The 25,225-nt window shown below is 75.2% G+C and carries 2 protein-coding genes; both read left to right on the forward strand.

All coding sequences use genetic code 11. From position 1 onward, the window contains the following. Window positions 1-4,947, forward strand: coding sequence for an amino acid adenylation domain-containing protein (locus tag ACA514_RS30235; RefSeq protein ID WP_375044661.1), 4,947 nt, complete (start codon window positions 1-3; stop codon window positions 4,945-4,947). Continuing rightward, window positions 4,947-25,220: an amino acid adenylation domain-containing protein gene (locus tag ACA514_RS30240; RefSeq protein WP_375044662.1), complete on the forward strand. Its 20,274-nt coding sequence runs from the start codon at window positions 4,947-4,949 to the stop codon at window positions 25,218-25,220. Before ACA514_RS30235 ends, ACA514_RS30240 begins: the two co-directional genes overlap by 1 nt. Window positions 25,221-25,225 lie beyond the last annotated feature (5 nt).

Below are 25,225 nucleotides of genomic sequence, written 5' to 3' on the forward strand. Positions count from 1 at the left end.
ATGTCCTTCGTGCCGAGCCCGCCCGACGGGGCCGTCACCGTTCCCGCCCTCATCGCCCGCAAGGCGGCCGAGTCGCCCAACGCGGTCGCCGTCGTGGACGGGGACGACGAGCTGACCTACGAGGAGCTGGACGCGCGGAGCGACCGGCTCGCGCGCCGCCTGCGGGCGCTCGGCGCGGGCCGGGGTCGGCGGGTGGGCGTGTGCCTGCACCGCGGCGCCGACCTGGTCGTCGCGCTGCTCGCGGTGTGGCGGGCGGGCGCCGCGTACGTGCCCCTCGACCCCGGGCACCCGCGCCGCAGGCTCGCCTGGATGATCCGCGACACCGGCGCCGACCTGGTGCTGGCCGCGGAGGCGGCGGACGCCGGCCGCGAGGCGGCGAAGGAGGCGGGCGCCCGCGCCCTCCTCATGGAGGAGCTTCGCGCCGGCGCCGAAGAGCCGCCCCCCGCGGGCCCGGTCGAGGTGACGGGACTCGACGTCGCCTACGTCCTCTACACCTCCGGGTCGACCGGGGAGCCGAAGGGCGTCGTCATCGACCACGCCGGGTTCGCCAACGCCGTCGCCTGGCTGGCCGGCGCCCAGGGGCTCTCGAGCCGGGACCGGCTGCTGCACAAGACGGCCATGACGTTCGACGCCGCCCAGCTCGAGGTGTTCGCGCCGCTGGTGGGCGGCGGCACGCTCGTGGCGGCGCCGGACGGGGCCGAGCGCGACCCGGCCGCGCTGCTCCGCGAGATCGCCGCGCACCGGATCACCGTCGTCCAGGTCGTGCCGTCGCTGCTGCGCGCCCTGGTGGAGGAGCCCGGCTGGGACGGCTGCGGATCGCTCCGGCTCGTGCTGTCGGGCGGCGAGCAGCTGCACGCCGAGCTCGCCCGCCGGCTGCGGGACCGGGTGCCCGCCGACATCGTCAACACCTACGGGCCGAGCGAGTGCTCGGTGGACGTGACCGCGCACCGGTTCGACCCGGCGCAGGCGTCGGGACCGGTCGCCATCGGCCGCCCCGTCACCGGCATGCGGGTGATCGTGCTGGACGCGGCGGGCCGGCCCGTGCCGCCGGGCGTCCGCGGCGAACTGCACATCGGCGGGATCGGGGTCGGCCCCGGCTACCTGGACCGCCCCGCCCTCACCGCCGAGCGCTACGTGCCCGACCCGCTCGGGCCGCCCGGCTCGCGCCTGTTCCGCACCGGCGACCTGGTCTTCTGGCGCGAGGACGGCACCCTGGAGTTCGTCGGCCGGCTCGACCACCAGGTCAAGGTCAACGGCGTCCGCATCGAGCCCGGCGAGGTGGAGGCGGCGCTGTCGGCCCATCCCGGGGTCGCGCAGGCGGTGGTCGCCCCGTACACGACCGCGGGCCTCGGCCTGCGGCTGGCCGCCCACGTGCGGCCGGTCGACGGCGGCCGCGGCCTCCCCGGCGACCTGCGGGACTTCCTGGCCGAGCGGCTGCCGGGCACGCACGTCCCCGCCGCCTTCGTCGAGATCGCGTCCTACCCGCTCACCTCCAGCGGGAAGGTCGACCGCGCGGCGCTGCCCGAGCCCGGCGCGGCCGGCGACCGGCCGTGGGCGCCCGACGCGCCGCCGCGCACGCCGGCGGAACGGCTCGTCGCCGGCGTCTGGGAGGACCTGCTCAACGTCGAGGGCGTGCGCGTCCGGGACGACTTCTTCCACCTCGGCGGCACGTCGCTCCAGCTCACCCGGCTGGCCAACCGGCTGCGGGCGGCCTCGGGCAGGGAGATCCACCTGCCCGGGCTGCTCGCGGCGGCGACGGTCGAGGAGCAGGCCAGGCTGATCGCGGCGCCGCCCTCCGCCGATCCGCCCGGACCGGCGGCGGGGCCGGTGGCCGTGCCGCGCGAGGGCGGGCTGCCGCTGTCGTCCGGCCAGCGCCGCCTGTGGGTGCTGGACCGGATGAACCCGCGCGCCTTCGAATGGGTGTCGCCGCTGCTCGTCCCCGTCCCCGACGGGACCTCGCCGGACGCGGTGCGCCGCGCGCTCGACGCGCTGGTCGCCCGGCACGAGGCGCTGCGCACCAGGTACGGCGTCGTGGACGGCGAGCCCGTCCAGTTCGTCGACCCGCCCCGTCCCGCGGAACTGCGCACGGTGCAGGTCGCGCGCCAGGGGTTCGCGGCCGTGCTCGACGAGGAGTTCGACCGCGGGTTCGACCTGGAGAACGGTCCGGTCCTGCGGGCGGTGCTGGCGACCCTCCCCGGCGAGCGGGTGCTCGTGCTGACGATGCACCACATCGCCTGCGACGGCTGGTCGGCCGCGATCCTCCAGCGCGAGTTCGGGCTCCTGCTGGCGGCCGACGGGGACGGCGCGGACGCGGCGGCGCTCCCGCCCCTGCCCGTGCAGTACGCCGACCACGCGGTCTGGCAGCGCGAACGGCTGGCCGAGGAGGTCATCGAGGCCGAACTCGCCCACTGGCGCCGCGCCCTGGACGGGCTCGCCCCGCTGGCGCTGCGCCCGGACCGGCCCCGGCCGCCCGTACGGGACCCGCGCGGCGCGCTCGTGCCGTTCACCGTCCGGCGGGACGTCGCCGACGGGCTCGCCCGCCTCGGCCGGCGGCACGACGCCACGCCGTTCATGACGCTGCTCACCGCGTTCGCCGTGCTGCTGGCGCGGCACACCGGCCGGTGGGACGTGCCGGTCGGGACGCCGGTCGCCGGCCGGCACCGTCCCGAGGTGGAGGGCGTCGTCGGGTTCTTCCTGAACAGCCTGGTCGTGCGCTGCGGTCTCGGCCCGGAGCTGCCCTTCGAGGAGGCGCTGGTCCGGGTCCGGGACGCCTGCCGGGACGCCTTCGCCCACCAGGAACTGCCGTTCGAGCGGCTCGTGGAGGACCTGGCGCCCGACCGCGACCTGTCCCGGACCCCGCTCTACCAGGCGGCGTTCGACCTGCACGACGAGGAGTTCACCGCGTCGGTGGCGGGCGGGGACGACCTGGACGCCTACGTCAAGGCGTGGCGGGTCGCCAAGACGGACCTGACGCTGTTCATGCGCCGCGAGCCCGACGGGACGATGGTCGGCGGCCTGGAGTACGCCACGGCCCTGTTCGAGCACGCGACCATCGAGCGGATGGCCGGTCACTTCGGCCTGCTGCTGGAGGCCGTCACGACCGGCCCCGGCGTCCCGGTGGGCGCCCTCGGACTGCTGCCCGCCGGCGAACAGGAGCGGCTGCTGGCGTGGGGCCAGGGCGCCGCCGGCGCCGCGGCGCCGCGTTCGGTGCTGGAGCTGTTCGAGGAGCGGGCGGCCGCGTCACCCGGTGCGGTCGCCGTGGTGGCCGGAACCGAGCCGGTCACCTACGGGGAGGTAGAGGAGCGCGCCAACCGGCTCGCCTGGTACCTCGCCGGATGGGGCGTGGGCCCCGAGTCGGTGGTCGGGGTGCGGCTCGACCGCCGTGCGGACCTGGTCGTCTCGCTGCTGGCGGTGTGGAAGGCGGGCGCGGCGTTCGTCCCGCTGGACCCGTCCGCGCCGGACGAGCGGACGGCGTCGATGCTCGCGGACGCGGGCGCCTCGCTCACCCTCACCGGGGCGGTGCTCAACGACGACTCCGAGGAGATCGCGCGGATGCCCGTCACCCGCCCGGACGTGACCCGCGACCTGGACCGTGCGGCGTATGTGGTTTTCACGTCGGGGTCGACGGGGCGGCCGAAGGGTGTGCAGGTGACGCATCGGGGGTTGGCCAATCATGTGGGTTGGGCGTCGTCGGAGTTGCTGGGTGGTGCCGTTGGTGGCGCGCCGGTGTTCTCGTCGGTGGCGTTCGATCTGCAGGTGCCGAGTCTGTGGGCGCCGTTGGTGTCGGGTCGGCCGGTGCATCTGTTCCCGCAGGACGCCGACCTCGCCGGGCTGGGGAAATGGCTGGCGTCCGAAGGGCCGTTCGGTTTCATCAAGCTCACGCCGTCCCATCTGGAGATCCTCGCGGGGCAGCTGCCCATGGACGAGCTCCGCGCCCTCGCCCGGACCTTCGTGGTCGCCGGTGAGGCGCTGCCGTCGGCACTGGCCGTTCCGTTCGCACGGGCGAGCGTGCGGGGCCGGGTCCTCAACGAGTACGGGCCGACGGAGGCGTCGGTGGGGACGTGTGTGTTCCCGGTCGGGGGTGATGTGGCGGGTGAGGTGGTGCCGATCGGGCGGCCGTTGCCGGGGATGACGATGCGTGTTCTGGACGCGGACATGCGGTTGGTTCCGGTGGGTGTGGCCGGTGAGTTGTTCGTGGGCGGTGTGGGTGTCGCGCGGGGTTATGTGGGGCGCGCGGAGTTGACGGCAGAGCGGTTCGTGCCCGATCCGTTCGAGGTGGGGTCTCGGTTGTATCGGACGGGTGATCTGGTGCGGGTGTTGCCGGGCGGGGACGTGGAGTTTCTGGGTCGTTTGGACGATCAGGTGAAGATCCGGGGGTATCGGGTCGAGCCGGGTGAGGTCCGGGCGGTGGTGGCCGCGCATCCGGGTGTGGCCGAGGCGGTGGTGGTGGCTCGGCAGGATCGGCTGGTCGCTTATGTGGTTCCGGCGGGTGACGTGGCCGGTCTGCGTGAGCATTGTGCGGGGCTGTTGCCGGAGTACATGGTTCCGGCGGTGTTCGTGGAGTTGCCGGCGATTCCGTTGAACGCGAACGGCAAGGTCGACCGCCACGCCCTTCCCGAACCCGACACCGGGCCCGGCGACGACGCCGTCGAACCCCGCACGGTCGTCGAGGAGCGCATCGCGGAGATCTGGACCGGGCTGCTCGGCACCACCGTGGGCGTGCACGCCAACTTCTTCCAGGCCGGCGGGAACTCCATCGTCGCGATCCGGCTGATCGCGGAGATCCAGGACGCCTTCGACATCGATCTGCAGGTGCGGACCGTCTTCGAGAACCCGACCATCGCGGCGCTGGCGCTGGAGATCGAGGACCGCGTCCGCGCGGAGATCGCCGAGCTGTCGGACGCCGAGCTGCTGGCCGGTTCGCTTCCGCTGGAGGGCCAGGACTGATGAGCATCGACGAGAACGCGCGCGACGCCGCGGCGCTGCGCGAGGACCTGCTCCGGCGCCGCCTCCAGGGCGGCGGGCGCGCGGGGAGCGGCGGACACCGCGCCGCGGCGATCGGCCGCGCCGACCGGGCCCGTCCCCTTCCGCTGTCCTACGGGCAGCAGCAGATGTGGTTCCTGCACCGGCTGGAGCCCGACAGCGCCGAGTACCTGGTTCCGCTGGTGCTGCGCATGCGCGGCCCGGTCGAGCGGGAGCCGCTGGAGCGCGCCTGGCGGGAGCTGATCGTCCGGCACGAGATCCTGCGCACCCGCTACGCGATGTCCGGCGGCGCGCCCGTCCAGGTCATCGACGAGCCCCGCGACCTGCCGCCGCTGCACGAGGCCGACCTGAGCGGCCGGCCCGAGGGCGAGCGCGAGGAGCTGGCGGACCGGCTCGTCGCCCGCGAGACCGCGACCCCGTTCGACCTCGAACGCCAGTGGCCGGTCCGCGGAACCCTGGTGCGGCTGTCCGAGGACGACCACGTGCTCGCCGTGGTGTTCCACCACATCGCCTGCGACGCCTGGTCCTGCACGGTGTTCGGCACCGAGCTCGCGGCCCTCTACCGCGCGTTCGCGGCGGATGGCCCCGCGCCGCTGCCGCCGCTGCCCGTGCAGTACGCCGACTTCGCCGCCTGGCAGCGCCGGGAGCTGGCGGGCGACGCCCTGGAGGGTCGGCTCGCCCACTGGCGCGAGCGCCTCGCCGGGCTCGCGCCGCTCGACCTGCCCACGGACCGCCCGCGGCCCGCCGTCCGCGACCACGCCGGCGCCGAGGTCTCGTTCGACCTGACCGCCGAGCTGGGGGAGCGGGTGCGGGAGCTGGCGGCGCGCCACGACACCACGCCGTTCGTCGTCTTCCTGACCGCGTTCCAGGTGCTGCTCGCCCGCTACACCGGGCGGCAGGACGTCCCGGTGGGCACCGTCGTGTCCGGCCGGACGCGGCCCGAGCTGCAGGGCCTCATCGGCTACGGGATCAACAGCCTGGTGATGCGGGCGGCCTGGACCGGGGACCCCGCCTTCGCCGACCTGCTGGTGCGCGGGCGCGCCATGGTGCTGGACGCCTACGACCACCAGGAGGTGCCCTTCGCCCGCCTGGTGGACGAGCTGCAGCCCGAGCGCGACATGTCGCGGACCCCGCTCTACCAGGCCGCCTTCACCCTGCACGGCGAGCGCAACGAGGGCGTCGACCTGCCGGGCGTGCGGGTGGAGGAGTTCGGCTCCGGTTCGGGACCGGCCAAGTGCGACCTCGAACTCCAGGTCCAGGAGGACGCCGGCGGCGCCTTCTCCGCGCGGATGCGCTACGCCTCGGCGCTGTTCGAGGCGTCCACGGTGCGGCGGATGACCGCGCACTTCCGGACCCTGCTGGAGGCGGCGCTGGCCGAACCGGCGACGCCCGTGTCCCGGCTGGAGATCCTCGACGGCGCCGAGCGGGCCGCCGTCCTCGCCGGCCCGGCCGTCCGCCCGCCGGTCGAACGCTGCGTCCACGAGCTCTTCGAGGAGCGGGCCGCCGCGGCGCCGGACGCGATCGCGGTGGTCGCCGGGGCCGAGAGGTTGACCTACGCGCAGGTCAACGCCCGCGCCAACCGGCTCGCCCACCATCTGCGGTCGCTCGGCATGGGCCCCGAGTCGCTGGTCGGCGTCTGCCTGGAGCGCGGCCCGGACCTCATCCCGGCGCTGCTCGGCGTGCTGAAGTCGGGTGCGGGGTACGTGCCGCTCGACCCCGTCAACCCCGCCGAACGGCTCGCCCACGTGGCGGCCGACGCTGGCGTGCAGGTCGTCGTCACGCGGCCCGAGCTGCTGGATCTGGTGGGCGAGGTGCACGACGGCGCCACCGTCGTGGTCGGCCGGGACGAGGCGGACGCGTCGGAGGGCGACCCGGCGAACCACTCGGTCCCGGACAACGCGATCTACGTGATCTACACCTCCGGGTCCACCGGCCGGCCCAAGGGCGTGGCGCTGACGCACGCCAACGTGGTGCGGCTGATGACGACCGCGCACGAGCACTACGTGTTCGGCCCGGCGGACGTGTGGTCGCTGTTCCACTCCTACGCCTTCGACGTGTCGGTGTTCGAGATGTGGGGCGCGCTGCTGTTCGGCGGGACGCTCGTGGTGGTGCCCCGCGAGGTGACCCGTTCGCCGGAGGACTTCCTCGATCTGCTGGTCGAGGAGCGCGTGACCGTCCTCAGCCAGACGCCGACCGCATTCCGCGGGCTGGTCGCCGCCGCGAAAGACGGCGATGAGCGGGTGGAACGCCTCGCGCTGCGCGCCGTCGTGTTCGCGGGCGAGAAGCTGGAGACGGCGGAGCTGCGTCCCTGGGCCGACCGGTGCGGCCTGGACGCCCCGGTCCTGGTCAACATGTACGGGATCACCGAGACGACCGTCCACTCGACCTACCACCGGCTGACCGGGGCGGACCTGGACCCCGCCGCCGGCAACCGCGTCGGGCGGCCCCTCGCCGACCTGGCGATCCGCCTCCTCGACCCGCACGGCAACCCGGTCCCGGTCGGCGTTCCGGGAGAGATCCATGTCGCCGGGCCCGGCGTCGCCCGCGGCTACCTGAACCGGCCGGGCCTGACGGCCGAGCGGTTCGTGCCCGACCCGTTCGGCCCGCCGGGATCGCGGATGTACCGCAGCGGCGACCTGGCGCGGCGCGCTCCGGACGGCGGCCTGGAGTTCCTGGGACGCGCCGACGACCAGGTGAAGGTGCGCGGCTACCGGGTCGAGCCCGGTGAGATCGAGGCGGCGCTGACCGCGCATCCCGCGGTGCGGCAGGCCGTGGTGGTCGTCCGCGACGAGCGGCTCGTCGGCTACCTCGTTCCCGCCGAGGACGCGGAGGGCGGGCTGCCCGACGCCGCCGCGTTGCGCGAGCTGCTGGCCCGAACCCTGCCCGACTACATGATCCCCGCGGTGTACGTGCCGCTCGCCCGGATCCCGCTGACGCCCAACGGCAAGCTCGACAAGCGCGCGCTGCCCGAGCCGGGCGACGCGGCCGTGCGGGCCCGCGGCGCCTACGCCGCGCCGCGCACGCCCGGCGAGGCGCAGGTCGCGGCCGTGTGGGCGGACGTCCTCGGCGTCGAGCGGGTCGGGGTCCTGGACGGGTTCTTCGAGCTGGGCGGCGACTCGATCAGCGCGGTCGCGCTGGTCGGCGAGCTGCGCGCCCGCGGCCTGGACGTCTCGGTCCGGGATGTCTTCGCGCACCGCACGGTGGCCGCGCTGGCCGGACTCGCCGAAGGCCGTCCCGCCCTGCCCGCCGCCGGCGCCTCGCTGGTGCGGCCGTTCGAGCTGATCTCCGACCGCGACCGGGCCGCGCTGCCGGACGGCGTCGACGACGCCTATCCGCTGTCGCAGAACCAGATCGGCATGCTCGTCGAGATGCTCGCCGAGGACGGCCGCAACGCCTACCACAACGTCACCCTGTTCCGGATCAACGACGACGGGCCGTTCGACGAGGCGGCCTTCCGGGCCGCGGGCCGGCTCGTCGTCGCGCGGCACGAGGTGCTGCGGACCTCGATCCACCTCACCGGCTACTCGGTGCCGATGCAGCTCGTGCACGCCGCCGCCGAGCTGCCGATGGGCGTGCACGACCTCACCGGCCTGACCGGCGAGCAGGCCGACCAGGCGCTGGCGGAGTTCTCCGCCAACGAGCGGGCGGCGCTGTTCGACCTCGGCACGCCCGCGCTGATGCGCTTCCACGCGCACCTGACGGGGGACGGCGGGTTCTGGATGGCGGTGACCGAGTGCCACCCGATCCTCGAGGGCTGGAGCCACCACTCCCTGCTGATGGAGCTGCTGGACTGCTACCGGGCGATCCGCGACGGCCGCGACCCGGAGCCGTACGAGGCGCCCGCGGTCCGCTTCGCCGACTTCATCGCCGCCGAGCGCGCCTCCCTGGAGTCCGCCGAGGACCGGGAGTACTGGGACGGCGTCGTCGGCGGCCACGCGAAGTTCACCGTGCCCGCCGCCTGGTCCGGCGAGCGGCCCGCGCCCGACGGGCCCGACCCCAAGCCGAGCGAGAAGCACCTGGTCGGCATCCCGTGGCACGACCTCGAAGGCGGCCTCCGCGCGCTCGCCACCGACGCGGGGGCGTCCCTGAAGAGCGTGCTCGTCGCCGCCTACGTGAAGGTGATGAGCCAGCTCACCGAGGAGCCGGCCTTCCACGTCGGGCTCGTCTGCGACGCCCGCCCCGAGATCCTCGGCGCGGACCGGGTCTACGGCATGTACCTCAACACGCTGCCGTTCGCCGTGGACCGCGGCGCCCGGACGTGGCGGGATCTCGTCCGGCGCACGTTCGAGCGCGAGGTCGAGCTGTGGCCGCACCGCCGCCACCCGTTCCCCGAGATCCAGCGCCGCGCGGGCGGGCGGCGCCGCCTGATCGACGTCTACTTCAACTACCAGGACTTCCACCAGGTCGACACGGCCCTGGTGGACGACCGCGCGGGCAGCGACGACGCGCCGACGGAGTTCCCGCTCACCATCTCCTCGCGGGTGGGGCACGTCATCCTCACCGCCGACTCGCACCACCTCACGCTCGAGGACACCGACCGCCTCGGCGCGATGTTCCGGGCCGTGCTGGAGGCAATGGCCGCCGGCCCGGACGGCGACGCCCGCGAGATCCTGCTGCCGCCCGGCGAGCGCGACCGGACCCTGCGGGAGTGGGCGGCGGGCCCGGCGGCCGCGGCGCACGCCGACGCCTGCTCGTTGATCGGGGAGCAGGCCGCCCGGACGCCGCGCGCCGTCGCCGTGACCGGCGCGGCCGGCACCGTCGCCTACGCCGAGCTGTGGGACCGGGCCGGACGGATCGCCGGCCGGCTGCGCGACCTCGGCGCGGGCCCGGAGACGGTGGTGGGGGTGCTGCTCGGGCGCGGCCCCGACCTGCTCGCGAGCATGCTCGGCGTGTGGCGGGCCGGCGCGGCCTACGCGCCGATGGACCCGTCCGACCCGGCCGAACGGCTCGGCCACGTGCTGGCCGACGCCGGTGCGCGGATCGTCCTGACCGAGGAGGCGCACGAGGGGCTGCTCGCGGGCGCCTTCGACGGCACGCGGTTGCGGGCGGCCGACGCCGCGCGGGAGGGGACGGCCCCCGAGACGGTCGTCCGGGACCCGGACTCCACCGCCTACGTGATCTACACGTCGGGGTCGACGGGCCGCCCGAAGGGGGTGCGGGTCACCCACCGCGGCCTGGCGGGCTACCTGAGCTGGGCGGCCGCCGAATACATCGGCGATGCCGAGCGCGCCGAAGGAGGGGGCGGGGCGCCGCTGTTCTCCTCGGTGGCCTTCGACCTGGCCGTCACGATGCTGTACGCGCCGCTGGTCGCGGGACGGGCCGTCCACATGTTCCCGCAGGACGGCGACCTCGCCGACCTCGGCGCCTGGCTGGCCGCGAACGGCCCCTTCGACTTCGTCAAACTGACCCCCTCCCACCTGGAGATGCTCGCCCACCAGCTCGGCCCGGACCGCGCCGCCGGGCTCGCCGGGACGCTGGTGGTGGGCGGCGAGCCGGTGCACGGCCCGGTCGCCGGGCTGTGGTCGCGGCTGCTCGGCGGCGGCCGGGTCGTGAACGAGTACGGGCCGACCGAGATCACCGTCGCCGACGCCGCGTTCACCGTGGAGGAGCCGCGCCCCGAGGGCGTGGTGCCCGTCGGCCGCCCGATCCCGGGCACGACCCTCTACGTCCTGGACGAGCTGATGGAGCCCGTCCCCGTCGGCGTCGTCGGGGAGCTGTACGTAGGCGGCGCGGGGCTCGCGCGCGGCTACTCCGGCGACCCCGCCCTGACCGCGGCGCGGTTCGTGCCCGATCCGTTCGGGGGCGGCGGCGGGCGCCTGTACGCCACCGGCGACCTCGCCCGCTGGCGCTCCGACGGCGACGCCGAGGTGCTCGGCCGCCGCGACGGCCAGGTGAAGATCCGCGGCCACCGCGTCGAGCCGGGAGAGGTCGCCGCCGTACTGCGGGAGGCCCCGGCCGTCCGGGACGCGGTCGTCGTCGCGGGCGACGACGGGACCGGGGCGGTCCGTCTCGTCGCCTACGTCGTGACCGACGGCGCCCTCGACGGACTGCGCGGGCACTGCGCGGCCCTGCTGCCCGAGCACATGGTGCCGCGGACGTTCGTGCGTCTCGACCGCATCCCGCTCAGCACGGCGGGCAAGCTCGACGAGCGGGCCCTGCCCGTCCCGGACCGCGACGCCGCGGGCACCGGGCCGGACCGTCCGTACATCGCGCCGCGCACGCCCGTCGAGGAGCGCGTCGCCGCCCTGTGGGGCGACGTCCTCGGCGTCGGGCGCGTCGGTGTCGACGACGCCTTCTTCGACCTCGGCGGCGACTCCATCCGCGCCGTCGTGCTCGCGGCCGCCCTGCGCGCCGAGGGCTTCGAGGCCGGGGTGCGGGACGTCATGGAGCACCGGACCGTCGCCGCGCTGTGCGCGCGGCTCGCCGAGCGGGACGGCGGCGCGGCGGCCGCCCCGAGGCCCGCCGCCGCCCCGTTCGAGCTGGTCTCCGACGCCGACCGCGCCCGGCTCCCGCGGGGCGTCGTCGACGCCTATCCGCTGTCGCAGAACCAGGCCGGGATGCTCGTCGAGATGCTCGCCGACGACACCCGCAACAGCTACGTGGACGTGACTTCCTTCCGCATCCGCGGCGGGAGGCCGTTCTCGCTCGAGGCGTTCCGGCGGGCCGTCGCCGCCGTCGCCGGCCGGCACGACGTCCTGCGCTCGTCCCTGCACCTGGACGGCTACTCGACGCCGATGCAGCTCGTCCACGCCGCCGCCGACATCCCCTGCGAACTCCGCGACCTGCGCGGGCTCGGCGAGCCGGAGCAGAAGGCGGCCCTGGCCGCCTTCGTCGCCGAGGAGCGGGCGCGCGCGTTCGGTGAGGCCGCCGACGGGCCGCTGCTGCGCGTCTTCGTGCACCTCCACGACGACGACACCTGGCGCTGCACGTTCGTCAAGAGCCACGCCCTCCTGGACGGGTGGAGCTATCACCTGCTCCTCGGCGAGCTGGTCGACGGCTACGAGCGGATCCTGTCCGGGCGCGGCGAACCGGAGCCGGACGCGCGGCCCGCGGTGCGGTTCGCCGACGCGATCGCGGCCGAACTCGCGGCGCTGGACTCGGCGGAGGACCGCGCCTACTGGCGGGAGATCGTCGGCGGGCGGGGCAGGCTCACCCTGCCCGAGGCGTGGCGCGGCGACCCCGCCCGTCCGCTGGCCGACGTCCGCTCGGGCCTGTCGTTCCGCGACCTGGAACCGCGCCTGCGCGCCCGCGCGGCCGAGGCCGGGGTGTCGCTCAAGAGCGTCCTGCTCGCCGCGCACCTGGCCGTGATGAGCCGGATCACGCCCGAGCCGGAGTTCCACACCGGACTCGTCACGCACACGCGGCCCGAGGCGCCGGACGCCGAGCGGATCCTCGGCATGCTGCTGAACACGCTGCCGTTCCCGATGGACCGGACCGCCCGCACATGGCGCGACCTCGTCCGGCGGGTCTTCGACCGGGAGGTCGGGCTGTGGCCGCACCGGCACTTCCCGCTCCCCGCCATCCAGCGCGAGCACGGCGGCGGCCGCATCACCGACGTCTTCTTCAGCTACATGGACTTCGGCGACGTCGGGTCGGAGCGGGCCGAGGACGAGGGCAACGGCATCAACGCCAGCGCGACCGAGTTCCCGCTCGGCGTCACCGTGCTCGGCGGCATCCTCACGCTGCGCACCAACACGCACACGATGACCCAGGAGAACGCGGACCGGCTGGCGGGCATGTACCGGGCCGCCCTGGAGGCGGTCGCCGGCGACCTCGACGGGGACCCGCACGCCGAACTGCTGCCGCCGGACGAACTCGACCGCCTGCTCTCGTGGGGCGAGGGCGCCGCCGCCGCGGCCTCGCGTTCGGTGCTGGATCTGTTCGAGGAGCGGGCGGCCGCGTCGCCGGAGGCGCCGGCAGTGGAGGCCGGCGGCATGTCGTTCACCTACGGAGAGATTGACGAGCGCGCGAACCGCCTCGCCCGGCACCTCATCGGACGCGGCGTCGGACCCGAGTCCGTGGTGGGCGTCCTTCTGGGCCGCGACGCCGATCTGGTGGTGTCGCTGCTGGCGGTGTGGAAGGCGGGCGGCGCGTTCGTGCCGCTGGACCCCGCGTACCCGGCGAACCGGATCACCTCGATGCTGGAGGACGCGGGCGCATCCCTCCTCCTGGACGCCTCGTTCCTGGACGGGGAGGCCGGGCGGATCGCGGCCATGCCGCCCACCCGTCCGGACGTGGCTCGCGACCTGGACCGTGCGGCCTATGTGGTCTTTACGTCGGGGTCGACGGGGCGGCCGAAGGGTGTGCAGGTGACGCATCGGGGGTTGGCCAATCATGTGGGTTGGGCGTCGGCGGAGTTGCTGGATGGTGCCGTTGGTGGCGCGCCGGTGTTCTCGTCGGTGGCGTTCGATCTGCAGGTGCCGAGTCTGTGGGCGCCGTTGGTGTCGGGTCGGCCGGTGCATCTGTTCCCCCAGGACGCCGACCTCGCCGATCTCGGCGGATGGCTCGCGCAGGAGGGGCCGTTCGGCTTCGTCAAGCTCACGCCGTCCCACCTCGAACTGCTCGGCCACCAGCTCGGCGCCGAACAGGCTCGCAGCCTCACGGACACGCTCGTCGTCGCCGGCGAGGCGTTCGGGCGACCGGCGCTGGAGACATGGCGTGAACTCGCCCCGGACGGCCGGGTCCTCAACGAGTACGGGCCGACGGAGGCGTCGGTGGGGACGTGTGTGTTCCCGGTCGGGGGTGATGTGGCGGGTGAGGTGGTGCCGATCGGGCGGCCGTTGCCGGGGATGACGATGCGTGTTCTGGACGCGGATATGCGGTTGGTTCCGGTGGGTGTGGCCGGTGAGTTGTTCGTGGGCGGTGTGGGTGTGGCGCGGGGTTACTGCGGCAATCCGGGTTTGACGGCTGAGCGGTTCGTGCCGGATCCGTTCGGGGTGGGGTCTCGGTTGTATCGGACGGGTGATCTGGTGCGGGTGTTGCCGGGTGGGGATGTGGAGTTTCTGGGTCGTTTGGATGATCAGGTGAAGATCCGGGGGTATCGGGTCGAGCCGGGTGAGGTCCGGGCGGTGGTGGCGGCGCATCCGGGTGTGGCCGAGGCGGTGGTGGTCGCCCGGCAGGATCGGCTGGTCGCTTATGTGGTCTCGGCGGGTGATGTGACCGGTTTGCGTGAGCATTGTGCGGGGTTGTTGCCGGAGTACATGGTTCCGGCGGTGTTCGTGGAGTTGCCGGCGATTCCGTTGAACGCCAACGGCAAGGTCGACCGCCACGCCCTCCCCGAACCCGACAGCGCGCAGGAGGACGAGGCCGTCATCGCACCCCGCACGCCGGCCGAGGAACGCATCGCCGCGGTCTTCGCCGAGGTGCTCGGCCGGGCCCGCGTCGGCCTGCACGACGGCTTCTTCGAGAGCGGCGGCGACTCGATCAGCGCCATCGTCGTGGTGGGCACCCTGCGCGACGAGGGCTATGACGTCTCGGTGCGCGACCTCTTCGTGTCCCGCACCGTCGCCGGACTGGCCGAGGCCGCGGCGGGACGCGGCGCCGTGGCGGGTGCCGCGCGCGCCGTCGAACCGTTCGAGCTGATCGGCCCCGACGACCGGGCGGCGCTGCCCGCCGGGGTCCGCGACGCCTACCCGATGTCGCAGGCCCAGGTCGGCATGCTCGTGGAGATGATGGGCGGCGAGGGCCACTACCTGAGCTTCGCCGCCTACCGGATCCCCGACCCGCGGCCGTTCGACGAGGGCGCGCTGCGCGCCGCGGCCCAGGTCGTCGTGGACCGCCACGAGGTGCTGCGCTCCTCCCTCGACCTCGGCTCGTACTCGGTCCCGATGCAGGTCGTCCACGAGGCCGTCGAGGTCCCGGTGACCGCCCGCGACCTGCGCCGGCTGCCGGAGGACGAGCGCGAGGCAGCGCTGATGGACCTGCTCACCGCGGCGCGGAACGAGCCGTTCGACCTGGCCGCGGCGCCGCTGCTGCGCCTGGGCGCCTACGTGGCCGACGGCGGCGGCTGGTGGCTGGCCGTCGCCCGCCCGCACGCGGTCACGGAGGGCTGGAGCCACAACGCCCTGCTGGCCGAGCTGCTGGACTGCTACCGGCGCGTCAGGGACGGGCGCGAACCCGCGCCCTACGAGGCGCCGCCAGTGCGCTTCGCGGACTTCATCGCCGCCGAACTGGCCGCGCTGGACTCCGAGGAGGACCGCGCTTACTGGCAGGCGACCGTCGACGGCCACGCGCCCGTCGCCCTGCCCGAGGGCTGGGGCGGCGAGCCGGGGACCGGCCCGGGGGAGCCGTACGACGTGCGCGTGGAACTGGGCGCACTCGAGGAACCGCTCAACGCCCTGGCCGCGCGGGCGCACGTGTCGATCAAGAGCGTGCTGCTCGCCGCGCACGTGAAGGTGATGAGCCAGCTGACCGACGCGAGGGCGTTCCACGTCGGGCTGATCTGCGACGCGCGCCCCGAGGTCCTCGGCGCCGACCGCGTGTACGGGATGCACCTCAACACGGTGCCGTTCGCCATGGACCGCACCGCCGGCACCTGGTACGAGCTGGTCAGGCGCGTCTTCGACCGTGAGGCCGGGCTGTGGCCGCACCGGCGCTACCCGATGCCCGCCATCCAGCGCGCCTGGGGCGGCGGGCGGTTGGTGAACGTCGTCTTCAACTACTTCGACTTCCCCCGGACGGGCCCGGACGAGGCCGGCGGGCCGTCCGGCGGCGCCGACCTGAGGCTCGGCGACTCGCGGACCGAGTTCGGACTGACCGTGCACTGCCGGCCGGACCGGCTCAGCCTGAGCACCGACACCGGCGTGCTGAGCCGCGCGAACGGCGAGCGGCTGGCCGGGATGTACCGGGCGGTGCTGGCGGCGATGGCCGCCGACGCCGACGGGGACGCCCGCGACGCGTACCTGGGGCCGGACGAGCCGGACCCGCTGCCGGACGAGCGCGCCGCCGCCCGCGAGCCCGTCGCGATCCGCGTGCCGGCCGAGTTCGAGCGGCACGCCGCCGAGACCCCGGACGCCGTGGCGGTGCACGCCGCCGGGATCTCGCTCGGCTACGCCGAGCTGGACGACCGGTCCGACCGGCTCGCGCACCGGCTCCGCGAGCTGGGCGCGGGTCCCGAGACGCTGGTCGGGATCTGCGCCGACCGGTCGGCCGAGCTGGTCCTCGGCGTGCTGGCGGTGCTCAAGGCCGGCGGCGCCTACCTGCCGCTCGACCCCGAGCTGCCGCCGGAGCGCCTCGCGGGCCTCGCGGCCGACGCCGGTCTGGAGCTGCTGCTCACCCGCCGCGACCTGTTCGGCGCGGCGCCGGGCGACGGGCGGACCGTGGTCCTGCTGGACGAGCCGGACGGGTGGCCGCACCCGTCCGCGCAGGCCCCCGTCCCGGCCGCCGGCGGCGACGGCGATCATCTCGCCTACGTCATCTACACGTCGGGATCCACCGGCAGGCCGAAGGGCGCGATCGTCCACCGGCGCGGCATGGGCAACCACCTGCTCGCCAAGATCGAGGACCTCGGACTGACCGCCGCCGACACCGTCGTGCTGAACGCCTCGCCCGCCTTCGACATCTCGGTGTGGCAGATGCTGGCGCCCCTCGTCGTGGGCGGCCGGGTCCGGGTGGTGGACGCGGCGGCCGCGCTCGACCCGGAAAGCCTGTTCGGGCTGGCCGCGAGCGACCGCGTCACCGTCCTCGAGGTCGTCCCGTCGCTGCTGCGCGCGGCCCTGGACACCTGGGACACCGGCGCCCCGGCCCCCGCGCTGCCGGACCTGCGGTGGCTGGTGGTGACCGGCGAGGCGCTGCCGCCGGAGCTGTGCGCGCGGTGGTCCGCCCGCTTCCCCGGCGTCCCGATGGTGAACGCCTACGGCCCGACCGAATGCTCCGACGACGTCACGCACGCCGTCATCACCGCCGAGGACGGCACGTCCGCCGAGGCGCGGGTGCCGATCGGCCGCGCGGTCCGCAACACCCGGCTGCACGTGCTGGACGAATGGCTGCAGCCCGTCCCGGCGGGCGTGCCCGGCGAGCTGCACGTCGGCGGCGCCGGGGTGGGACGCGGCTATCTGGACCGGCCGGACCTCACCGCCGCGTCGTTCGTCCCCGACCCGCACGGCCCCGCCGGAGCGCGCCTGTACCGCACCGGCGACCTGGCGCGCCGGCTGCCGGACGGCTCGCTGGACTTCCTCGGCCGGCTGGACGACCAGGTGAAGGTCCACGGCCACCGGATCGAGCTCGGCGAGATCGAGGCGGTGCTGGCGGCCGACCCGCGGGTGCGGCAGTGCGTGGTCGTCGTGCGCGGCGAGCGCCTGATCGCCTACCTGGTCGCGGAGGAGGGCGCGAGCCCCGCCCCCGGCGCGCTGCGCTCGGAGCTGGCCCGGACCCTGCCGGACTACATGGTCCCCGCGGCGTTCGTGGCGATGGACCGGCTGCCGCTGACCTCCAACGGCAAGCTCGACCGGCGCGCGCTGCCCGCGCCCGGGGAGGGCGACTTCGCCCGCGGCGAGCACGTGGCGCCGCGCACCGGGCTGGAGCGCCGGGTGGCCGACGCCTGGCGGCGCGCCCTGGACGCCGAGCGGGTCGGTGTCGACGACGGCTTCTTCGACCTGGGCGGCGACTCGATCCGCGCGGTGGCGCTGGTGGGCGCGCTGCGCGCCGAGGGCCTGGACGTGGCCGTCCGCGACGTCTTCGAGTACCGGACGGTCGCCAGGCTGTGCGCGGCGCTGCGGGACCGGGACCGGCTCACCGCCGGCGACCGGGCGGCGGTCGCGCCGTTCCAGCTGATCTCCGAGCGGGACCGCGCCGCGCTCCCGGACGGCGTCGCCGACGCCTATCCACTGACCCGCAACCAGATCGGCATGCTCGTCGAGATGCTCGCCGACGACGGGCACCGGGCCTACCACATCATCAACACGTTCCGGATCCGCGACGAGCGGCCGGTGGACGCGGACGCCCTCGCGGCGGCGGCGCGCACGCTGGTCGCCCGGCACGACATCCTGCGCACGTCGATCCACCTGACGGGCTACTCGGTGCCGATGCAGGTCGTCCACGACCCGCGCGACGCGGCGGGCATCCGGGTCGGGGTGCAGGATCTGCGCGGCGTCCCCGACGTGACCGGCGCGGCGGGCGAGCGGATCCTGCGCGAGTTCGTCGCCGCCGAACGGGCCGACGCGTTCGACCTGGAGACCGCCCCGCTGATCCGGATGTTCGCCCACCAGGAGAGCGACGAGGCCTGGTGGCTGACCTTCACCCAGGCGCACCTGATCACCGAGGGGTGGAGCTACCACCTGCTGCTGATGGAGTTGCTGGAGGTCTACCACCGGATCAGGGACGGACTCGAACCCGAGCCCTACGAGGCGCCCGGCGTGCGCTTCGCCGACTCGGTCGCCGCCGAGCTGGCATCGCTCGACTCGGCCGAGGACCGCGGCTACTGGCGGCGGATCACCGGTGAGTACGCGCCGCTGACCCTCCCCGCGGACTGGGCGACGGCCGCGACGGCCGCGACGGGCCCGGCCGGTCCGGCGGCCGCGGACGTCGAGCCGGTGTACGCGCAGGTGCCGTTCGAGGACCTCGGCGGCGGGCTGCGCGCCCTCGCCACCGCGACGGGCGTCTCGCTGAAGGCGGTGCTGCTGTCCGCCCATCTCAAGGTGATGAGCCAGATCACCGGCGCCCGGGCCTTCCACACCGGCCTGGTCTGCGACACCCGGCCCGAGGAGCTCGGCGCCGACCGCGTCTACGGCATGTACCTGAACACGGTCCCGTTCGCGATGGACCGCGGCGCCCGGACGTGGGCCGACCTGGTCCGGCGGACCTTCGACCGCGAGGTCGAGCTGTGGCCGCACCGGCGCTACCCGATGCCCGACATCCAGCGGGAGTGGGGCGGCGGCCGGCTCATCAACGTCTACTTCAACTACCTGGACTTCCACCAGGTCGACACCGACGCCGTCGACACCGGCCGCCGGATCAGCAACGCGCCCGTCGAGGCGGGCATCGGGCTGACCGTGCACAACCGCGGCGACCGCCTCTACCTGAGCACGCACACCGGGGCGGTCGGCCACGCCGCCGCCGAGCGGCTCGCCGGGATGTACCGCGCGGTGCTGGAGGCGATGGCCGCCGGGGCGGACGGCGACGCCCGCGCGATGTACCTGCCGGAACCGGCCGCCGAGGACGCCGCCGAAGGCGCGTCCGGCACCGCCGTGGGCGGCTGCCTGCACGAGCTGTTCGCCGAGCAGGCGGCGCGCACCCCGGACGCGCCGGCGGTCACCGCGGGCGGCGTGACGCTGACGTACGCCGAGGTGGACGCGCGCGCCGACCGGCTCGCCCGCCGCCTGCGGTCGCTCGGCGCGGCGCCGGAACGGCTGGTCGGCGTGTGCCTCGGCCGCGGTGCCGACCTGCTGCCCGCGCTGCTCGGCGTGCTCAGGTCCGGCGCCGGCTACCTCCCGCTCGATCCCGCCAACCCCGCCGACCGGCTCCGGTACATCGTCGCGGACGCGGGCGTGGACGTGCTGGTCACCGACGACGCGCGGACCGGCCTCGCGCGGGCGATCCACGGGGGACGGCTCGTGGTGCTCGACGATCCGGCGGAGGCGGCCGTCCCGGCGGGCGGCGACGCGGCGGACGGCGACGCGGCGGGCGGCGACACGGCGGGCGGCGACACGGCGGACGCGGCCTGGTCCGCGGCCGTGCCCGGCAACCTGGCCTACACCATCTACACGTCCGGGTCGACGGGCCGCCCGAAGGGCGTCGCGGTCACGCACGCCAACGTCGTCCGGCTCATGACGACGGCGCAGGAGCACTACGCCTTCGACGACTCCGACGTGGTCAGCATGTCCCACTCGTACGCCTTCGACGTGTCGGTGTTCGAGATGTGGGCGGCGCTGCTGCACGGCGGCCGGCTGGTGCTGGTGCCGACGGAGGTCGCCCGCTCGCCGGAGGACTTCCTCGACCTGCTGGTCGACGAGGAGGTCACCGTCCTGTCGCAGACCCCGACCGCGTTCCGCTCGCTGGTGGCCGCGGCGGCCGCCGGAGACCCGCGATTGAGATCGCTCGCCCTGCGCGCCGTCGTGTTCGCGGGGGAGAAGCTCGACATCCCCGAGCTGCGGCCGTGGGTGGAGAGGCGCAGCCTCGCCCGCACGGCGCTGGTCAACATGTACGGCATCACCGAGACCACCGTCCACACCACCTACCACCGCATCACCAAGCGCGACCTGGACCCCGCGGCGGGCAATGCCGTCGGCCGCCCGCTCAGCGACCTGCGGGTCCACCTGCTGGACGCGGAGGGCAACCGGGTGCCCGACGGGGTCGCCGGCGAGATCCACGTGTCCGGCCCGGGCGTGGCCCGCGGCTACCTCGGCCGCCCCGACCTCACCGCGCAGCGGTTCGTGCCCGACCCCTTCGGCCCCCCGGGATCGCGGATGTACCGCAGCGGCGACACCGCCGTCCGCAAGGACGACGGCTCGCTGGAGTTCGCCGGCCGGATCGACGACCAGGTCAAGATCCGCGGCTTCCGGGTCGAGCTCGGCGAGATCGAGGCCGCCCTCGCCGCCCATCCGCAGGTCCGGCACGCCGTGGTGCTGCTGCGCGACGACGAGCGCGGCGAACCCGCGCTGGTGGGGTACGTCGTCCCGGCGGGCGAGGAGAGGCCCGACGCCGCCGACCTGCGGGACCGGCTCGCCGAGACGCTCCCCGAGTACATGGTGCCCGCGGTGTTCGTCGCGCTGGACGCCGTCCCGCTCACGCCGAACGGCAAGCTCGACAAGCGGGCGCTCCCGGCCCCCGGCGCCGCCGCGCTGCGCGCCCGGCGGGCCTACGTCGCGCCGCGCACCGCGCTGGAGCAGCGGATCGCGTCGGTGTGGTCGGCGGTCCTGGGCGTCGGCGGCGTCGGCGTCGAGGACGGCTTCTTCGACCTCGGCGGCGACTCGATCCGCGCGGTGTCGCTAGTCGGCGCCCTGCGGGCGGAGGGGCTGGACGTCGGCGTCCCCGACGTCTTCGCCCGGCGGACCGTCGCCGGGCTCGCGCGGGCGCTGGAGGGCCGGGCCGAGATCCAGGAGTCCGCCACCAGGGTCGCCCCGTTCGAGCTGATCGCCGACCGCGACCGCGACCGGCTCCCCGCCGGCGTCACCGACGCCTATCCGCTCACCCAGGGGCAGGCCGGGATGCTCGTGGAGATGCTCTCCAGCACCGGCCAGCCGAACTATCACATCGTCAAGACCGTGGGCTTCTCCGCGGCCGAGCCGTTCGACGAGGACGCGCTGCGCCGGGCGATGGACGAGCTGGTGTCCCGGCACGAGATCCTGCGCACCTCCATCGACCTGGAGCGCTACTCCGAGCCGCTGCAGCTCGTCCACCGCGAGGCGCGGATCCGGCTGCGCGTGGTGGACCGCCGCGACCTCGGCGAGGACGCCGAAGCGGCGGTGCTCGCCGCGCACCTCGAGGCCGAGGCCGGTGAACCGCTGGACCACGAGGCGGCGCCGCTGATGCGGCTGACCGTCCACCGGCTGGCCGGCGGGCGCTGGCAGCTGACCTTCGCCCAGTCCCACGTCATCCTGGACGGCTGGAGCTTCTACCTGCTGCGCGTCCAGGCGCTGGAGCTGTACCGCGCCTACCGCGACGGCCACGGGCCCGAGCCCTACACGGCACCGGACGTGCGCTTCGCCGACTTCGTCGCCGCCGAGCGCGCGGCGCTGGCCGGCGACCGCGACCGCGAGTACTGGCGCTCGGCGCTCGACGGGGCCGCCAAGTTCACCTTCCCCGACGGCTGGGGATCGGTCGGCGCCGGACCGGGCGAGGTCCACCTGCACCAGGTCCGCTTCGGCGACCTGATGGACGGCATCGAGCACCTCGCCTACGACGCCGGCGTGCCGGTCAAGAGCGTGCTGCTGGCCGCGCACCTGAAGGTGATGAGCCGGCTCACCCCCGAGCGCGCGTTCGTCACCGGCCTGATGTGCCACTCGCGCGCCCAGGTCATCGGCGCCGACCGGGTGGCCGGGATGAGCCTCAACGCCCTCCCGGTCGTCATGGACCGCGGGGCGGGGACCTGGCGCGAGCTGGTCGCGGACGTGTTCGCCGCCGAAGCCCGGATGTGGGAGCACCGGCACCTCCCGATGTCGGCGATCCAGCACGACCTGGCCGGCGGGGAGCGCCTCATCGACGTGTACTTCAGCTACATCGACTTCGACCAGCCCGAGGAGGGGCCGGTCGACCGCAGGCTCGACTTCTGCTTCAGCTCCAACGAGTTCCCGCTGACCGTCGCCGTGCAGGCGGCCCGGCTCACCTTCCACACCAACTCGCGGGTGCTCTCGCCGGAGAACGCCGAGCGCCTCGCCGGGATGTACCGGGCGGTGCTCGCGGCGATGGCCGCCGATCCGGACGGCGATGCCGGGCAGACCTGCCTGCCCGACGGCGAGGACGAGACCCTCCGGCGCGCCGCGACCGGCCCGGTCGCCGACTACGGCCCGCTCAGCGTGCCCGAGCGGATCGCCGAGCAGGCGGCGCGCACCCCGCAGGCGCGGGCCGTCGTCTGCGGCGACGACGCCCTCACCTACGCCGGCCTCATCGAGCGGGCCGACGCCGTCGCGGCGGCGCTGCGGACCGCCGGCGCGGGCGCCGGCACCGTGGTGGGCGTCCTGCTCGACCGGGGCGTGGACCTGATCGCGGGCCTCCTCGGCGTCTGGCGGGCGGGCGCCGCCTACCTGCCGCTCGACCCGTCGCACCCCGCCGCGCGGCTGGGCGAGGCGCTCACCGACGCGGGCGCGGCGGCGCTGCTGAGCCGTGCCGGCCTCGCCGAGCCGATCGGCGCGGACTTCGCGGGCACGGTGCTCTCCGCCGACCGGATCGGCGCCGCCCCCGCCCGGGCGCTCGCCCACCGCCCGCACGCGGACGAGACGGCCTACGTGATCTACACGTCGGGGTCGACCGGACGGCCGAAGGGCGTCCAGGTGACCCACGGCGGGCTGGCGAACCACCTCGGCTGGGCCGCGGCGGAGCTGGCCGGGCGGGGCCGGGGCGGCTCCGCGGTCTTCTCCTCGGTGGCCTTCGACCTGGTCGTCCCGAACCTGTGGGCGCCACTGCTGACCGGCCGGGCGGTGCGGCTGCTGCCGCCCGACCTGGAGCTGACGAGGCTGGGCGAGGAGCTCCTGCGGCACGCCCCGTTCGGCTTCCTGAAGCTGACCCCCGGCCACCTGGAGATCCTCTCCGGGCAGGTGGCGCCCGAGGAGGCCGCGGAGCTGGCCGAGGTGATCGTCGTCGCGGGCGAGGCGCTGCCCGCCGGGCTCGCCGCCGAGTGGCTCGACCGGGTCGGGCCGGGGCGGCTGGTGAACGAGTACGGGCCGACCGAGACCTCGGTCGGCGCGAGCGTCCACCCGGTGGACGGGCCCGCGGACGGCGAGGTGGTGCCGATCGGCCGGCCGCTGCCGGGCGTCCGCATGCACGTGCTCGACGAGGACATGCGCGAGGTCCCGGTCGGCGTCCCGGGGGAGCTGTTCGTCGGCGGCGCAGGCGTCGCCCGCGGCTACCTGGACCGGCCCGCGCTCACCGCCGGGCGGTTCGTGCCCGACCCGTTCGGCCCGGCGGGCTCGCGGCTCTACCGGACCGGCGACCTGGTGCGGCTGCGGCCGGACGGCGCCGCCGAGTTCCTCGGCCGGCTCGACCACCAGGTCAAGATCCGGGGCCACCGGGTCGAGCCCGGCGCGGTCGCCGCGCTGCTGACCGCCCATCCCGCCGTCCGGGAGGCCGCCGTGGTCGCCGACCGGACCGCCGCGGGCGACGTCCGGCTGGTGGCCTACGCGGTCACCGGCGACGCTGAGGCCGACCTCGCCGCGTACTGCGCGGCCGAGCTTCCGGCCGCCATGGTCCCCGCGGTCATCGTGCCGCTGGACGCCCTGCCGCTGAACGCCAACGGCAAGCTCGACCGGTCGGCCCTGCCGGCGGCCGGGGGGCGGCCCGACCGGCCGCACGCCGAGCCGGCGACGCCGACCGAGCGGCGCATGGCGGAGATCTGGGCCGGTGCGCTGAAGGTGGAGCGGGTCGGCCGCGACGACGGGTTCTTCGAACTCGGCGGGCACTCGATCCTGCTGATCCAGGTCGTGCTGGAGGCGGTCCAGGCCGGGCTGCCGGTGACGCTGCTGATGTTCTACCAGCACGAGACCCTGCGCGAGCTGGCGGCGGCGGTCGACGCCCGGCCCCGGCCCGAGCCGCAGGCCGGAACAGAGCCCGAGCCCCGGCGGACGGCACCGGGGCGGGCCCCGGCGAAGCAGGAGCCGCTGCCGGGCAACGTGCCGGGGCTGAGCGCCGCGATCGTCCAGGACGGCGAACTCGTCGCCCTCGAGACGCGCGGCGTCCTGGCGGCGGGCGGGAGCGACCCCGTCACCCCGGACACCTGCTTCCAGGCCGGCTCGATGAGCAAGCACGTCACGGCGTTCGGCGCGCTGCGCCTGGTCGACGAGGGCGTGCTGGACCTCGACGAGGACGTCGCGGCCTACCTCACCGGCTGGCGGGTGCCCGGCGGCGCGCGCGTGACCGTCCGGCATCTCCTCGCGCACCTGTCGGGGCTCACGCCGAACCCCGGCAAGGGGTACCCGCGAGGGGGGCCGGTCCCCACGGTCCTGGACGTGCTGAACGGTCGGCCGCCCGCGACCAACCCACCGGTGACGATGGACGCGGAACCGGGCGCCGTCTTCCGCAAGGCGAACGTGCACTACTCGGTCCTGCAACAGGTCATGACCGACGCCACCGGACGGCCCTTCCCGGATCTGATGCGCGAGCTCGTCCTCGAACCGGTCGGCATGACCGGGAGCGGCTTCGAGCACTCCTTCCCCGAGGGGAAGGGACGCCGGGCCGCCCGCGGGCACGACGCGGCCGGCGAGCAGGTTCGCGGCGGCTGGCTCGTCCGCCCGGACATGGCGGCCGCCGGCCTCTGGACGACGGCGGCGGACCTGGCCGGGCTCGCGCTGGCGATCCGCCGCTCCCACCTCGGCCGTCCGCTGGCGCCGCTGTCGCGGGAGACCGCCCGGGAGATGCTCACCGTCCAGCACGAGGGCGCGTTCTACGGCCTCGGCACGGTCGTCGATCCCACCGGCGCCGACCCGCAGTTCGGGCACGGCGGCGAACCGTCCGGCTACCACGGTCTCACCGTGCTGCGGCTCGGCGCGGGCACCGGCGCCGCCGTGCTCACCAACGGCTCGGCGGGCCGGGAGGCGGTGCGGGAGCTGATGTCCCGCGCCGACCCGGGCACCGCCCCGCTCGACTACTGATCGGT

This window comes from Actinomadura sp. NTSP31 (assembly GCF_041951385.1).
Lineage (GTDB): Bacteria > Actinomycetota > Actinomycetes > Streptosporangiales > Streptosporangiaceae > Spirillospora > Spirillospora napierensis.

What these genes read in the sequence shown, in the direction of transcription:
- ACA514_RS30235 (WP_375044661.1), top strand. Translation starts at nt 1, where the DNA reads ATGTCCTTCGTGCCGAGCCCGCCCGACGGGGCCGTCACCGTTCCCGCC.
- ACA514_RS30240 (WP_375044662.1), top strand. Translation starts at nt 4,947, where the DNA reads ATGAGCATCGACGAGAACGCGCGCGACGCCGCGGCGCTGCGCGAGGAC.